Consider the following 14,349-nt stretch of genomic DNA (forward strand, 5'->3'; position numbering starts at 1 on the left):
CCAACCGCCGTTTTTTATGCCTGGTTCAAATCGGTCTTGGTCGGTGCCGCATCGTCGGCAGCATGACCGCAACTGCTATTCAGGCTCACCGTGCCCGCGTTGCCGATGCTGCGGTATTCCTGGCGCAGTTTCTCCAGCTCTTTGCGGTCCAGGCCGTCCAGGCTGAGCACGGCATTTTGTGCATCCTTGGACACACGCAGCAGTTCATCGATCTTGATATGCAGGATGTCGTTGTCGCGGTTCTGCGTGTTCTGGATCAGGAACACCATCAGGAAGGTGATGATGGTGGTCGAGGTGTTGATGATCAGTTGCCACGTGTCGTTGTAGTGGAAATACGGCCCGCTCAGGCTCCACGCCAGGATCAACGCCACTGCCGCGTAGAACGTGCGCGGGCTGCCGGCCCAACGGGACAGGGATTGGGAGACTGCGGAGAATTTCATGACCGTTTTCCTTGGAAGGGGGTGATGAAATAATGGACCGCAGGGATTCTTTGAAATTTCTTTTTACATTTGCTGAGGGCTTTCAGAACGCCAATTCAGCCTGGCCTGTACCTTCCAGCGCCAGCAAATACTGTTTGGCCTCCAACCCTCCTGCAAAGCCGGTCAGCCCACCTGACGCACCAATCACCCGATGGCACGGCGCAATGATCGAGATGGGGTTACGCCCATTGGCGGCACCCACTGCGCGTACCGCTTTCGGGTTGCCGATCTGCTGGGCGATCTGGCTGTAGCTGCGGGTTTCGCCGAAGGGAATCGTTAGCAGCGCCTGCCAGACTTGTTTCTGGAAGTCAGTGCCGGCGAAATCCAGTTCCAGCTCGAAATGGTTGCGGGTGCCGGCGAAATACTCCTGCAACTGGCGTTGGGTTTCCACCAGCACCGGGCTTTCAGGCGCTTCGTACAATTCACCCAGGCGTACACGGTTGGCGCGCTCGGTTTCCCACAGGATGGCGCTGAGTTTGCCGTCGCGTGCCACCAGGGTAAGTTGGCCGACCGGGGAGGGCATGAGTTTGTATTCGTAGGTCATGAGCGGGCTCCTGAAGGTGGGTGCAGTGGGAGTCTAGAGTGGAGCGCTGATCGGCAAACTACGTTTCTTGCGATCAAATTCAGCGCCGCCAGTAGAGCCACTCCGAGAACGCCGGATAAGCGAACAACCACGCGATGTAACCGAGGGCCATCAACACCGAGGGGGTCGATAGCAACACCGTTGAGAGGATATTGAGCAATGTGACCAGCACAGCCGTCACCTTTAGCCCCGTACTGGCGTACCGAACCGCGAACCAGACGCCATAGGCTGAAGTCGCAAGGGCTAATAGCACACCCATTCCACCCAGCCTCATCAACGAGATCATCAGCGGCAGGATCAGTACCAGGCCGATCACCTTGTAGGTGGGGTGTCTGGAGTGGCTGGGCTTGAGTAGTAGCATCGTTACCCTTCCTGTTGCAGCACTTTAAGCGCCGCCGACGCCAGAAACCCCGAGCGGCTTTTTTCTTCCGGATGATGCAGTACATATTCATCGATGCGGTTCAGCAGGTAGCCCGGCAGCGTGATGTTGAGCTTCTGCGCCTTGCCCAGATATTTGGTGACATCAATGTCCACCACCGCCCAGGTGCAGCCTGCGTACTGAGGGTTGGCTGCATGCAGGGTGACCTTCTGCGCACTGGGAATCGGTGCACCGTCTTCCGCCAGTATCTCGAAGTGCCCTTCGATGGCTTCGCGAGCCATGGCCATGGCGTCGTCCAGGTCGTCACCGGCGGAGTAGCAACCGGGAATATCCGGCACCTCCACGCCCCAGGCGTGATCCTCGTCGCCGCTTGAAATTGCAATCGGGTAAAGCATCATTGAACCCTCAAAAGGGTACTTACTATAACCACCAAAGCTTTGTAATCAACGCGACCGCATCCATTCATATTGAACGAATTTTCCGAAAGGAACGTACGAGGGCTCTTTCAAAACCCTTGATACGCTATCTAGGCTATATCACTCTATTTATTACGTTCATAAAGGCTTGGATCAATAAGTTGTGTTCTTGTTTTCGGGTAAGAACTAACAGTTGCGCACACGCATCCACTTCCGCCAGCGGCCTGTACGTCACACCTTTATTCATCAAACTCTGCGTACATGCCGGCACCAACGCCACACCTTGCCCGGCGGCCACCAGCGCAATGATCGACGTGATCTGCCGCCCGGTCGGGCCCGGGCACAAAGGCTGGCCATGATGCCGATAAAGCTGCTCGATGGACTGGTTGAGCCCCGATCCATAATCCGCCGGAAACAGAATCAACGGGTACGCGCTGAGCTGCGCCAGGTTGACGCTTGCCTGGCGGGCCAAAGGGCTCTCACTGGACACGGCGGCCACCAGCCTTTCTTCGCCCAGGGACAGCGCTTGCACCGCTTCGCCTTGCGGCAACAGGCGACTCAAGCCGATATCCAGCCGCCCATCCGCCACCTGTGCGCCGAGGCTGCCGGAGGCGCATTCCACGAGGGTCAACTGGACATCGGGGAAGCGCAGGGAAAAGGCCTGGATCGCCTGGCTGAACAGGTCCGACAGCGCGATCGAACTCACATACCCCAGCGTCAGTTGCCCCGCAGTGCCCGCCGCCAGTTTGCCGGCGATCACTTGCGCCAACTCAACCTGCTCCAGCACACCACGGGCATAGGGCAGGAACGAGCGGCCTTGCGCGGTGAGGGTGACCGTACGGCTGGTGCGATCGAACAGCTTGAAGCCCAACTCGGTCTCCAGCGCCGAGATCTGGCGGGTCAGCGGCGGCTGCGCCAGGTGCAGGCGAATGGCCGCGCGGCCGAAGTGCAATTCTTCGGCGACCGTCAGAAAGTAACGCAGCTTGCGTAGGTCGAGCATCCTGGTCCTTGGGTATCGATCGGTCTGAAATCGGTATTGGTTTTAGACCTGCCGGCCATTCTATAAAGACCTCACAAAATAAAACGAGAGGTTTCATGAAACCGCGCCTGCATTGTGCCCGTCTTGCCCTGTTCCTGTGTGGCTGCGCGGCGTTTCTCAACCTGTATGCCACCCAGAGCATTCTCCAGACGTTCGCCGCGCAGTTTCACATCAGCGCCAAGGCGGCGGGGTGGAGCATCACCGTGACGACCCTGGCGGTGGCGATCACTGCGCCTTTCGTCAGCCGGCTGACCGGGTGCTTTGAGCAACGCACGGTGATCAGCGCTGCGGCGTTGTTGCTGGCGGTGCCTGCGTTGATGACAGCCTATGCCGACAGCTTTGCCGAGGTGCTGGTGTGGCGCTTTGTGGAGGGCATGCTGATTCCGGTGGTGTTTGCTACCAGCGTGGCGTACATCGGCGACCGCTGGCGTGGCGGCACGGTCACGGAGGTCACCAGCCTTTATGTCGCCGGGACGGTGTTGGGTGGGTTTGCCGGGCGCTTCGTCACGGGTGTGATGACGGAGTACGTGGGCTGGCGCGAAGCCTTTGAGTTGATGGCGGTGCTAAGCCTGATGGTGGGTGGGTTTATACAGTTCCTTTTGCCGGTCAGCCGTGCGCGATCCGTGAGGGATGAAACTGCGTTTTCGGCGGTTTTTCGCAAGCCTTTATTGGCCGCCTACGCGGTAGGTTTTTGTGTGCTGTTTTCCCAGGTGGCGGCGTTTACCTACGCAGGTTTGTATCTCGGATTACCGCCGTTCAGCCTGGGGCCTGCGGCGCTGGGCACGCTGTACATGGTGTTCCTGCTGGCGCTGATCGTGATCCCCATCGCCGGCCGTCTCAGCAAGGCCCGGCCACATGCTGAACTGCTGAGCGTGGCTGCGGTGCTGGGTATTGCCGGCTCCGCGCTGACGCTGTTGCCCTCTTTGTGGTGCATCGTTGCAGGCCTTGCACTCAGCTCGACTGGCGTGTTCCTGGCCCAGGCGGCGGCCAACGCATTCACCACCGCGACCGCAGGTGACAACAAAGCAGGCGCCGTGGGCGTGTACCTCACCTGTTACTACCTGGGCGGCAGTTGCGGTGCGATTGTCCCTGCGTTGATCTGGGAGCGTTGGGGCTGGGCCGGGTGTGTGATGCTGATTATCGCCTTCCAGGTGTTGACCTTGTTGATCGCGCTCACTGGCTGGAAGCCCGTTAAACCTCAACTGATCGCGACGCCATGAACGACACCTCAAACCGCCGCCGTACCTTGATCGCCGGCTGCAGCGCCCATGCCGTGCATGATGGCCTTACCGATGTCATCTACGTGCTATTGCCGATCTGGCAAGCGCAGTTCGCGCTGTCCTACGCCCAGATCGGGCTGTTACGCGGTGCCTATTCCGGGATGATGGCAGTGTTCCAACTCATGGCCAGCCGTGCCGCGAAACGCTGGGGCCGGGTATCGATGCTGGTGGGCGGCACAGCACTTGCCGGTGCGGCTTATCTAATGGTGGGCCAAGCCACTGGATGGGTGATGTTGCTGCTGGCACTTCTGTTCGGTGGATTGGGCGCCAGCACCCAACACCCGCTGGCCTCCTCGATGATCAGCGACGCCTACGAGGACGGAGGCGGAATCAAGCAGGCACTGTCCCAGTACAACTTTTCCGGCGATATTGGCAAAACGCTGATTCCGGGCTTGATTGGGTTGCTGCTCACCGTCATCAGCTGGCGTGCCAGCGCGACGTTGCTGGGGTTGCTCGGCTTGGCAGCGGCGGGGTTGCTGTGGTGGTTGGTTCCTGCAAAAGCATCCGAATCCACCTCTACAAAAAGCGCAAAGCCTTTCAGCGGAAGTGGCTCCGTCACCGGCCTGCGCGCCTTGATTCTCACAGGCACCCTCGACAGCGCCGTACGCATGGGCTTTCTCACCTTCCTGCCCTTTCTGCTGCAAGCGAAAGGCGCGGGCACTGCCGGTATTGGCCTGGCCCTGACGCTGCTGTTTATCGGTGGCGCATTCGGCAAATTGCTCTGCGGCTATCTAGGGGCGCGCATCGGCATGATGAAAACCGTGTGGCTGACGGAAACCAGCACTGCGTTGCTGATCGTTGCCGCGGTGTATGTGCCGCTGGCCGGGTTGATGGCGATGCTGCCGTTGCTGGGCCTGGTGCTCAACGGTACGTCTTCGGTGCTATACGGCGCCGTGCCGGATCTGGCGGGCGCGGGGAAGCGGGAGCAGGCTTTTGCGATGTTCTACACCGGCACCATTGGGGGTGGTGCGCTGGCACCGGTGGTGTTCGGCGGGGTTGGGGATGCGCTGGGTGTGTCGGTGGCGGTGATGGTATTGGCGGGGGTGTTGCTGGTGACGTTGCCGTTGGCGTGGGTGGTGCGGCGGGGCTTCGAGCTCAAATAATCGAGCGGTCGACCGGATGTCCAGCCCGCGCAAATAGATCGATACCGAGGGAGTGGAGTACTTTGAGTACAGTTTCGAAGCGAGGTTTTGCGCCAGGGGCGAATGCCTTATAAAGGCTCTCACGACCCATGCCCGCTTCGGCAGCGATCTTTGTCATTCCTCGGGCTTTAGCCACGTAGCCGATGGCGCGAAGAAATTCTTGATTGTCGCCGTCGGCCAGAACCTGAGAGAGGTATTCACTGATGGCCTCGTCGCTGTCGAGCAGTTCGGCCATATCAAATGTCGTCAGCGTTTGTTTCATGATCAAACCTCTTTTACCAATTTTTTTGCTCTACGGATATCAGTGTCCTGGGAAGACTTGTCACCGCCTACCAGCAAGATGACGATCACCTTACCTCGCAAAGTGAAATAAATTCGATAACCCGAACCAACGTCTATCCGCATTTCTGAGATGCCGTTACCTAGTGTCTTGATATCGCCCAGGTTACCCATGCTGGCTCTTTCGATACGTCGACCTATTGCGATCTTTGCTCGTAGGTCGCGTACTTCTGAACGCCAGTTAATGAAGGCTTGGGTTTGCTGGATCAAATAGCTCACAGGACCTCGCGTGGCCTAACTGTATCCAAGTGGATACTTGTTGGCAATAGGAATGGCAGCTGGCAAAGGCTGGGGAGGATGCGTGGGGAGCGCTTCGGTTTCAAACGTTCTTGAAGGTTTTCCTGTTGCCAAAATTTGCAGTGGCAGTTTGGGGAGAGAGGCTGTATTCGAACCTTGCGGCATTGCCTACACAACCATCAGAATCGTCCGAGTTGTGCGTCTTGGGCGACCTCTTTAAGGTTCGTCTGCCGCTGCCCATCAGCGGTCGGGTTTAGTAGCCCGATAAAAAATTTCCTCGGCGTATGGCTGTCCTTGCAGTCAGGCATTTCAGTGCCTGAATCTATTGGTAGCTGTGCGCAGGGCGTCTTCGGGCGCGCCGGTTTTCGAGGAAATTTCCGGTCTACTAACCTGCGTACAGCTGCCACCCTAACCCTTGGGGTGGTGGTCCTTATCGAGGATCAACAGATGTGTAATGACTCATGTAATCCATCCGTAAAACTGTTCAGCGTCCGTCCCGAAGCCAACACCGAAGCACTGCTCGCCAACGCCTACGAAACCATCGCCGGTGCGGGAGCCATGACCAATGAGTTCGCCGAAACCCTGCCTTCCCAACAGCGCTACCTGGCCCTTGCGATCCAGCAAATGATCGAGTTGGGGCTGATGCTGGTGGAAGCGGCGCAGGACCGCGTGGATCAAGCCGCCTAAGTCACTTGGCGCACCGCATAGGCTTGCCTTCCCAGGCCGCCCATACCAAGGGGGAGGGGAGCCAACAAATTCCAGATGCTACAGGGACGAGGCCAGCGTAAACGGAATGCGCAATGCGCCGATCGGTCCTTCCCGCACACCGCACATTTCATCGTGCACACAGTGCTGCACCAGCACGCAGGGAAAGGGCGGAACCCGTTGCAACAGGCTGCGCAAATGCGTGGTGGAGCCGATGCGCAGCGGCTGGGCGTCATCGCCCTGCAGTGTCATCTCCGCGTTATCCAGCCTGACGCGCGCGATATAGAAGCCACCCTCCAGCGACAGCAACTCCAGCTCGCGAACTTCACCGTTCATGGCCAACTCAGTCAGCATTTGCAGGTTCATGTTTCACCCTCACTGCGGGTCATTCATTGGCGACGAAAGAACAGCGTGACTTGGCCCCATTCGACGCCGAACTTGGTCATGCTGGAGCGGTTGATCAAGGTGTCCTCGTCCATCAGATACATCCAGTCATCAAAGCTCACCTCGTAGACCGAACCGTCCACTGGCAGGTTGAGCCTGTAGCGCCAACGCAGCGCGTTACCGGCCACTTCGCCGATCGCCTCGCCGACCACATCACCCGCCCGCCCCCTCCAGCGCCCTGGGCCATCCGGTGTCAGCGTCCATACACGTTGTTGACGCGTGCCGTCGCTGTACAGAAAACGCTCGTCGAGAATCAAGGCGTTGCCCTCGCGCCGGCTGGCGATATCCACTTCAAAGCGCTTGGTGACCTCACCGGAACGCTTCTGGAAAATGCCCCAGGCCTTGACGGGCTTGCTGAAGAAACGCTCCAGGTCCAGATGCGGCTGCTGATCAACGTAGCGCTCGACGCCTACGTTGGCGCAACTGCTCAAACTCAACATCAATAACAATGAAACCAGTAGACGTGTCATTGCTCGGCTCCGTGATTGTGCGTCAGCACGTTCGAAGGATACTTGTACAAGAATATAGATTTGTACAGGTATTCCCGACCGATGATTGATGCGTCAAATCGCGGCCATAAAAAAACCGGTCATCAAGGACCGGTTTTTTATGCATCCCCCGTCAAACGCAACTTGACGCGAAACGAGAATTTGAGTGGAGCGGGTAGAGGGAATCGAACCCTCGTCGGAAGCTTGGGAAGCTACTGTTCTACCATTAAACTATACCCGCTCAGAGCGGCTGACTTTGTACCAGAAGTTCGCGGGGATTTGAAGTTTTTCTTCAAAAATGTGTGGGTTATGTGCCTTTGTAGGAGCTGGCTTGCCTGCGATGGCATTGCCTCGGTTTACCTGATACCCCGAGAGCCATCGCAGGCAAGCCAGCTCCTACACAAGCATTCAAATGGCAAAGGCATGCTGCGCCTGGCCTTGGTGATAGCGCAACCGGCTGACCTGCCGCTCCGGCTTCAAGAAGCCCACCACTGCATCCCGGCTGTCCCGGCACGCCGCCTTGTGCTCCATGTCCAGGAAATGCCCCGTCGCCTGAATCGTACTGAAGCTGCTGTTGGCCACATGCTGACCAAACAGCTTGGCATCCTGGGCGCTGGTGTATTCGTCCCATTCACCGTTGAGAAACAACACCGGAATGTCGATCTGCTTGGCCGCCTTGAGGTAGCACAAGCGATCGCTGTTCAGCACGTGGCTGATGTGAAAATGCATCTGCCCATACTCATGCTCGGCCAGGCTGCTCACGTGCTTGTAGTTGAAGCGCTTGAACAGTGACGGCAGGTGTTTGCCGATGGTGCTGTTGACGAGGTGGCCGACGCGGTCGCGGTCGAGGTTGCCGAGGTAGTCGACGCCGCGTTCCAGGTAGTCGCGCATCGGGGCGTTGATCACCGGGGAGAACGAACTGATCACGGCCTTCTCCACGCAGCGCGGGCGATGGGCGAGGGCAACCAGGGTGGCGGCGCCGCCCCAGGAAAAGGACAGTACGTGTTCGGCGGCGAAGTGATCGATGAGTTCCAGCAGGAGCTGGCCTTCGACTTCCTTCGTCAGCATTTGCTCGTGGCGGTTGTGGATTTTGGAGCGGCCAGCGTAGGGCTGGTCGTACAAAACCACATTGAATTGCGGGTACAGGCTTTTCACGGTTTGGGCGAAGGATGCCGTGGTGGCCATGGAGCCGTTGACCAGGATGATGGTCTTTGCAGCAGCGTCCGCGCGATAGAACTCCGTGTAAACCCGATACTGACCCTGTATATCCAACACAGCGATTTCTGGCCTCATGTCGTAAGACTCCTGGCAAGCGGGTAGGGCGCGCAGATCACTCTGCACGAGCTTTATGACAGGTAGGCATACGCCTGGAAAAGGAGGCCCATGTCGATCCAATGACGGCTGGCCGACGGCTGTTGTTATGGCGGGCTGTTTGCCGGGAAGGCCCGTTGATCAAGCGCGGGCGGGGCAAGGTGTTTCTTGGAGGTTATAGGCGACTCGCCGGTCATATTTGAACGGGTGATCCTGATTCAAGCAGCAGCGGTGCGACCCTGCAAGGCGCTGAGGCGGTTTTTTGCCATCACCGGCTGAACGGTCGTCAGACCTGTCGGATTTCGTCGTCAGTCAGCGCCCGATACTGGCCCGGCGCGAGGGCCACATCCAGCACCAAAGGGCCCATCCGCTCGCGATGCAGGCCGATCACCTTGTTATCAAAGTGCCCGAACATGCGTTTCACTTGGTGGTAGCGGCCTTCGACGATGCTCAGCCGTGCGGTGGTCGGCCCCAGTAATTCCAACTCGGCGGGTTGGGTGGTGAGGTCTTCGAATGCGAAGTACAGGCCCTGGGCAAAGGTCATCGCATACTCAGGGCCGATAGCCTGCTCGGTCTCCACAAGGTAGACCTTGGGCAGCTTGGTCTGTGGCTGCGTCAGTCGCCGCGACCACTGGCCGTCATTGGTGATCAGCATCAGACCGGTGGTGTTGAAATCCAGACGACCGGCAATGTGCAGCTCACCTTTGTCCGGCTCATCCAGTAAATCCAGCACGGTTGGGTGCTGCGGGTCTGCGGTGGCGCTTACGCAACCCTGGGGCTTGTGCAGCATGAAGTAGCGCGCCGGTTTGCCGGCCTGCAGCACTTCATCGTCAACGCACACACGGCTGAATTCCCGGACCTCATGATGAGGATCGCTGACCGCAACGCCATCCACCGACACACGCCGCTCTGCCAGCAACAGGCGCACTTGCTTGCGGTTGAAGCGCGGCAGGTTACTGAGGAGACGATCAACCCGCATTACGTTGGCTCAGCCCCGCGCAATTGCTGATCCACCTGGGCGCAGCGTGGGCACAGACAAGCCTGGTTGCGCAGCTCCGAGGGCAGGGCCTCAAGCACCGCTGGATCGATGGTGACGCTGAAGCACCAGCAGGCTTGGTCGGCTGTGCGCGGGTCGGCCAGCGTGCAGTCGTTGCGCGCGCCACAGGCGGGGCAGAGTGTTGGCGTGGTCATGGGCGGGTTCGGGCTGGATCGGGCAAGGTATGCCGTGCACGATACAGGTCCGACCCGGCCCAAGCTACTTAGAGCTGGAACTTGCTGACCAGTACGTTGAACGAAGTGGCCAAACGCGATAGGTCCTGGCTAGACGCATTGGTCTGGTGAGCACCGGCGGCCGTTTGGGTAGACAGGTCCTGGATGTTCAGCAGGTTGCGGTCCACTTCGCGGGCCACCTGGGCCTGCTCTTCTGAGGCGGACGCGATGACCAGGTTGCGCTCATTAATCTTCGCCACGCTGGCGGTGATCCGTTGCAGCGCTTCGCCAGCGTTTTGCGCCAGGGTCTGGGTGTCGTTGGCCCAAGTCAGGCTCTTGTTCATCGCCGCGACCGCATCATCGGCGCCGGTCTGGACGTCGCCAATCATCTTTTCAATATCGACGGTCGAGGTTTGAGTACGGTGGGCCAGCGCCCGCACTTCATCGGCGACCACTGCGAAGCCACGACCTTGCTCACCCGCACGAGCCGCCTCAATGGCCGCATTCAGGGCCAGCAGGTTGGTCTGGTCGGCGATCCCACGGATCACATCGATCACCTTGCCGATTTCCCGTACTTGCCCGGCAAGATCTGCAACCGACTGAGTGGAATCGTTGATCTCGCCTACCATCGAGCGCATCCCAGACACGGCCTGTTCCACTTGTTGGCGGCCGTCTTCGGCCTCGGTAGTCGCTTGGCGCGAAGCTTCTGAAGTCGACACGGCGTTGCTTGCCACTTCGTCCACGGCAGCGGTCATCTGGTTGACGGCGGTGGCGGCTTGTTGAATTTCATCATTCTGACGGGTCAGACCACGGCTGCTTTCATCGGTGACAGCGCTCAGCTCTTCGGCGGCCGAAGCGAGCTGGTCGGAGGCGTTGGCGATTTCCACTAGGGTGCCTTTCAAACCGCCCTGCATGTCCGACAGCGCCATCAGCAGTTGCCCGGCTTCGTCGGTGCGTTCGGTGGTAATGGCCTGGGTCAGGTCGCCTTTAGCAATGCGTTGTGCACTCTCTACTGCCTGCGCGATGGGCCGAGTGATCAAGCGGGTGATCAATACACCCACAATGATCGCAATCATGAACGCTAGAACAATGCCGCTGATCATCCAGGTCAACGCGCTGGCACGCAGCTCATCGGCGGCGATGGCGCCTTGCTTGATCTGGCGGTTATTGGACTCGATCATCACACGGATCAGTTCGCGCGCCTGGCGGAACAGTTCATTGTTTGTGGTATTCAACTGAGTGCGGGCCTGATCGACCTGGCCGCCGTCAAGCAATGCCATGATTCGTTCGGAGCTGCTGACATAGGTGGGCCAAATCTGGTCGAGCTTGTCTCCGGCTGCCCGTTCGTCATCTTCCAGCGGCGTCGCGCGATAGGTCGCGTAGGCGCTCTGGCTGCGCTTGAGTTCCTGGGCGATATCCTGGCGCACGCGCTCGCGGTCTTGTTGGGCCACGTTGCCGTTGGCCGCATCCATTAACCGATACAACCCGCGATTATGGGCGACCAGGCCATTGAGGGTGGCGGCCGTATTACTCACGGAGACAAGGTTGTTGGAGAACGTCAGCTCCAGTGCCGAAGAGAGGCGCACGACCCCTTTGATCCCCAACAGGCCGACTCCAAAGGTGATCAACGCACACAGTAAAAATGAAAGCAGCAGCTTAGTTGAGATTTTCATGGCTCGAATCCGGCGATAGTAGCGAAGGGCGCACGCTAAAGCCTCCCTGGCATGGTGCGATGTCATAGTGACATCATCGCAATTGAGAAAGTTGCGAGCCAGATAAATTTACTGAATCGATAAAGCTTGAACAGATGTATCAAGTCGTTACGGAAACGCACCAGATTCAGTTTTTGATGTCAGATATTTCGTCATTCGGTGAAAGCCGAGTGCCGCTCTCCAGCGTCGCTGGAGGTGCTCTTCCGCGGTCCAGGAGGCCGCCATGTATCGACGACTGCTGCTCAGCGCTTTACTCGGTCTGACCCTTTCCGCTTGCGTGCCCTATTACGATGGCGGCCAGAGCTACTACCGTTCCGAGGTCTACACCTCACCGGCACCGGTGTATTACTACGGTGGCGGCACGGCGTATCAGTACCGCCGTGATTACTACCCCGCACCGCGCTACTACGCGCCACAACCGCGCTACTACTCGGCCCCGCGTTATTACCAGCCGGCCCCGCGCTACTACGGGCCGCGTGCCGGTTACCGGCCGTATCCGAACCAGGGCTGGGGCGGTGATCGTTGGGGAAATGGGGGGCATGGACGCGGTTCCGACCATGGAGGTGGCCGCGGCGGTCACCGTTGACAGGCCAGTAATGCAAGCGGCGCATGAAGCGCCGCTTTTTTGTGGGCGTTAGTAATCCGACAGGTCCGCCAACGGATGGCGGCCTTCCCACGCCTTGTTGAAATGCGCCTGCACCACCGCCTCCGGGATCGTATTGATATCCGGCCAATGCCAATGCGGCGTCTGGTCCTTGTCGATCAACCGCGCGCGCACCCCTTCACTGAATTCCGGATGGCGGCAGCAGTTGAGGCTCATTGTGTATTCCATCTGGAACACCTGCGCCAGGGACAGGTGCCGGGCACGCTGAATCTGTTCCCACACCAAGTGGGCGGTCAGCGGGCAGCCTTCGCTCAACGTCTTGCCGGCACGGCTGAACAGGGGATCGGCATGCTCACGCAGTGGGCTCAAATTACGCCAGGCACACCGCACATCGCCCACGTCCAGCCATTCGTCGATTTGTGCCCGGCGCGGCAGCCACTGCGCTTCGGGTTGCTGGTCGACGGCTTCCTGGGACAGCGCCTTGAGAAGGCTGTTGAGCTGCATTTCTGTCTGTTCCTGCCAGTTCAGTTGCAGCAAACCATCGAGCAACTCGTCTTGCTGATCATCGCGCAGGAAGCGGTCGGCCAGGCCGAGGTCCAAAGCGTCGCGGCCGTTGATATGGGCGCCGGTAAGGCCGAGAAACAACCCCAGCTTGCCCGGCAGGCGCGACAGGAACCAACTGGCGCCGACGTCCGGGTACAGCCCGATGCTGATCTCCGGCATGGCCAACCGGCTGCTTGGCGTGACGATGCGCACTGCGGCGCTTTGCAACAGGCCCATGCCGCCCCCCAGCACGTAGCCGTGCCCCCAGCAGATCACCGGTTTGGGGTAAGTGTGCAGGCGGTAATCAAGACGGTATTCCGCCGCAAAAAATTGCGCCGCCAGGGCTGGCACCACGCCAGGCTGTTCCCGACAGGCCTGCGCCAGGCTGCGTACTTCACCCCCGGCGCAAAACGCCTTGGGGCCGTTGCCGCGCAGCAGTACGCAGTGGATGTTCGGATCCTTGGCCCAGGCTTCAAGGCGTTCGCCCAGGGCGAGGATCATCGGCAGGGAAAGGGCATTGAGGGATTTTTCAGCGTCGAGGCTGGCGATGCCGATGCGGGCACCGTCGCTGCCGGTCAGCTCTTCGAAGTGCAGGTTCATCGTGACCTCAATCGAGAAGGTGAAGGATGAGTATGATCGCTTCGTAGGAAAGCGCCGTTGGTGTGTCAGATCAATTGACAAGCGGGGTCGGCTTTCCTAGGGTTCGCCTCATTCTTTTTTACAAGACTATTCAACCATGACCGAAGACGACCGTATCAAACTCGAACCCAGCTGGAAACACGCCCTGCGGGATCAGTTCGAGCAGCCGTACATGGCCCAGTTGCGCGAGTTCCTGCGCCAGGAACATGCCGCCGGCAAAGAGATCTACCCGCCCGGCCCGCTGATTTTCAACGCACTCAATTCCACACCGTTGGACAAGGTCAAGGTCGTGATCCTCGGCCAGGACCCCTACCACGGCCCCGGCCAGGCCCACGGCCTGTGCTTTTCGGTGCAACCGGGCGTGCCAGCGCCGCCGTCGCTGGTCAATATCTATAAAGAGCTCAAGCGCGACCTTAACATCGACATCCCTAATCACGGCTACCTGCAAAGCTGGGCCGACCAGGGCGTGCTGATGCTCAACACCACCATGACCGTCGAGCGCGCCAATGCCAACGCCCATGCGGGCAAGGGCTGGCAGTTCTTTACCGACCGCATTATCGAGGTGGTCAGCGAGCACCAGCCGCATCTGGTGTTCCTGCTGTGGGGCGCCCATGCCCAGGGTAAGCAGAAGCTGATCGACGCGACCAAGCACCTGGTGTTGACGTCGGTGCACCCGTCGCCATTGTCGGCGTATCGCGGGTTCTTGGGGTGTGGGCATTTCAGCCGGACCAACAAGTTTCTTGAGCAGAATGGCGAGACGCCGATCGAGTGGCGGTTGCCGCCGGTTTGATACCCTAGCC

The 14,349-nt window shown here is 59.2% G+C and carries 19 protein-coding genes and 1 tRNA gene; 5 read left to right on the forward strand and 15 right to left on the reverse strand.

The genetic code is table 11. From position 1 onward, the window contains the following. Positions 1 to 14 precede the first annotated feature (14 nt). The 5 genes from U367_RS0126740 to U367_RS0126760 form a co-directional block, all read right to left on the reverse strand. The gene (locus U367_RS0126740) at positions 15 to 440 is read right to left on the reverse strand and encodes a low affinity iron permease family protein (RefSeq protein WP_028619315.1); all 426 of its coding nucleotides are present in this window, start codon (positions 438 to 440) and stop codon (positions 15 to 17) included. Between the two features lie 82 nt (positions 441 to 522). Beyond that, complete coding sequence (locus U367_RS0126745; RefSeq protein WP_028619316.1) at positions 523 to 1,023, reverse strand: methylated-DNA--[protein]-cysteine S-methyltransferase; 501 nt, start codon at positions 1,021 to 1,023, stop codon at positions 523 to 525. A 79-nt stretch (positions 1,024 to 1,102) separates the two neighbouring features. After that, positions 1,103 to 1,423 (reverse strand): hypothetical protein, encoded by a 321-nt coding sequence (locus U367_RS0126750; RefSeq protein ID WP_028619317.1) that lies wholly within the window; start codon positions 1,421 to 1,423, stop codon positions 1,103 to 1,105. A 2-nt stretch (positions 1,424 to 1,425) separates the two neighbouring features. Then, a complete protein-coding gene (locus tag U367_RS0126755) occupies positions 1,426 to 1,836 on the reverse strand; it encodes a type II toxin-antitoxin system HicB family antitoxin (protein ID WP_028619318.1) in 411 nt (136 codons plus the stop codon). A 136-nt stretch (positions 1,837 to 1,972) separates the two neighbouring features. Then, entirely contained in the window at positions 1,973 to 2,857 is an 885-nt protein-coding gene (locus U367_RS0126760; protein WP_028619319.1) for a LysR family transcriptional regulator, read from the reverse strand. 95 nt (positions 2,858 to 2,952) lie between these two features. Between U367_RS0126760 and U367_RS0126765 the strand changes: the two genes are divergently transcribed. Further along, the gene (locus U367_RS0126765; protein WP_028619320.1) at positions 2,953 to 4,116 is read left to right on the forward strand and encodes an MFS transporter; all 1,164 of its coding nucleotides are present in this window, start codon (positions 2,953 to 2,955) and stop codon (positions 4,114 to 4,116) included. After that, positions 4,113 to 5,279 (forward strand): MFS transporter, encoded by a 1,167-nt coding sequence (locus U367_RS0126770; RefSeq protein WP_028619321.1) that lies wholly within the window; start codon positions 4,113 to 4,115, stop codon positions 5,277 to 5,279. The genes U367_RS0126765 and U367_RS0126770 overlap by 4 nt, the downstream gene beginning before the upstream one ends. On the opposite strand, the gene U367_RS0126775 is transcribed toward U367_RS0126770, so the two are convergent. Continuing rightward, on the reverse strand, positions 5,272 to 5,580 hold the full coding sequence (locus U367_RS0126775) for an addiction module antidote protein (protein WP_016975142.1): 309 nt from the start codon (positions 5,578 to 5,580) through the stop codon (positions 5,272 to 5,274). The genes U367_RS0126770 and U367_RS0126775 overlap by 8 nt on opposite strands. A 2-nt stretch (positions 5,581 to 5,582) precedes the next feature. Next, positions 5,583 to 5,876 carry a type II toxin-antitoxin system RelE/ParE family toxin gene (locus tag U367_RS0126780; RefSeq protein WP_028619322.1) on the reverse strand — a complete coding sequence of 98 codons (294 nt, stop codon included), beginning with the start codon at positions 5,874 to 5,876 and terminating at the stop codon, positions 5,583 to 5,585. Between the two features lie 465 nt (positions 5,877 to 6,341). On the opposite strand from U367_RS0126780, the gene U367_RS0126785 reads away from it, so the two are divergent. After that, complete coding sequence (locus U367_RS0126785) at positions 6,342 to 6,581, forward strand: DUF6124 family protein (protein ID WP_028619323.1); 240 nt, start codon at positions 6,342 to 6,344, stop codon at positions 6,579 to 6,581. 78 nt (positions 6,582 to 6,659) lie between these two features. Here U367_RS0126785 and U367_RS0126790 read toward each other — a convergent pair whose 3' ends face one another. The 7 genes from U367_RS0126790 to U367_RS0126820 form a co-directional block, all read right to left on the reverse strand. After that, positions 6,660 to 6,965 carry a DUF6482 family protein gene (locus tag U367_RS0126790; RefSeq protein WP_028619324.1) on the reverse strand — a complete coding sequence of 102 codons (306 nt, stop codon included), beginning with the start codon at positions 6,963 to 6,965 and terminating at the stop codon, positions 6,660 to 6,662. 23 nt (positions 6,966 to 6,988) lie between these two features. Then, positions 6,989 to 7,513: a DUF3833 domain-containing protein gene (locus U367_RS0126795; RefSeq protein WP_028619325.1), complete on the reverse strand. Its 525-nt coding sequence runs from the start codon at positions 7,511 to 7,513 to the stop codon at positions 6,989 to 6,991. Positions 7,514 to 7,698: 185 nt separating this feature from the next. After that, positions 7,699 to 7,772, reverse strand: a tRNA-Gly gene (locus tag U367_RS0126800). 167 nt (positions 7,773 to 7,939) lie between these two features. Then, positions 7,940 to 8,824 (reverse strand): alpha/beta fold hydrolase, encoded by an 885-nt coding sequence (locus U367_RS0126805; protein ID WP_028619326.1) that lies wholly within the window; start codon positions 8,822 to 8,824, stop codon positions 7,940 to 7,942. 304 nt (positions 8,825 to 9,128) lie between these two features. Continuing rightward, positions 9,129 to 9,821, reverse strand: coding sequence for a pseudouridine synthase (locus U367_RS0126810; protein ID WP_028619327.1), 693 nt, complete (start codon positions 9,819 to 9,821; stop codon positions 9,129 to 9,131). Next, positions 9,821 to 10,033: a cysteine-rich CWC family protein gene (locus tag U367_RS0126815; protein WP_028619328.1), complete on the reverse strand. Its 213-nt coding sequence runs from the start codon at positions 10,031 to 10,033 to the stop codon at positions 9,821 to 9,823. Before U367_RS0126815 ends, U367_RS0126810 begins: the two co-directional genes overlap by 1 nt. Positions 10,034 to 10,101: 68 nt before the next feature. Then, positions 10,102 to 11,724, reverse strand: a complete 1,623-nt coding sequence (locus U367_RS0126820; protein ID WP_028619329.1) for a methyl-accepting chemotaxis protein — start codon at positions 11,722 to 11,724, stop codon at positions 10,102 to 10,104. A 262-nt stretch (positions 11,725 to 11,986) separates the two neighbouring features. On the opposite strand from U367_RS0126820, the gene U367_RS0126825 reads away from it, so the two are divergent. Next, positions 11,987 to 12,349 carry a hypothetical protein gene (locus tag U367_RS0126825; protein WP_028619330.1) on the forward strand — a complete coding sequence of 121 codons (363 nt, stop codon included), beginning with the start codon at positions 11,987 to 11,989 and terminating at the stop codon, positions 12,347 to 12,349. Positions 12,350 to 12,397: 48 nt separating this feature from the next. Here U367_RS0126825 and U367_RS0126830 read toward each other — a convergent pair whose 3' ends face one another. Next, on the reverse strand, positions 12,398 to 13,510 hold the full coding sequence (locus U367_RS0126830; protein ID WP_028619331.1) for an enoyl-CoA hydratase/isomerase family protein: 1,113 nt from the start codon (positions 13,508 to 13,510) through the stop codon (positions 12,398 to 12,400). 136 nt (positions 13,511 to 13,646) lie between these two features. Between U367_RS0126830 and ung the strand changes: the two genes are divergently transcribed. Then, positions 13,647 to 14,339: a uracil-DNA glycosylase gene (gene ung, locus U367_RS0126835; protein WP_010212240.1), complete on the forward strand. Its 693-nt coding sequence runs from the start codon at positions 13,647 to 13,649 to the stop codon at positions 14,337 to 14,339. Positions 14,340 to 14,349: the final 10 nt, after the last annotated feature.

Origin of the sequence: Pseudomonas canadensis (assembly GCF_000503215.1) — a bacterium.
Taxonomy (GTDB): domain Bacteria; phylum Pseudomonadota; class Gammaproteobacteria; order Pseudomonadales; family Pseudomonadaceae; genus Aquipseudomonas; species Aquipseudomonas canadensis.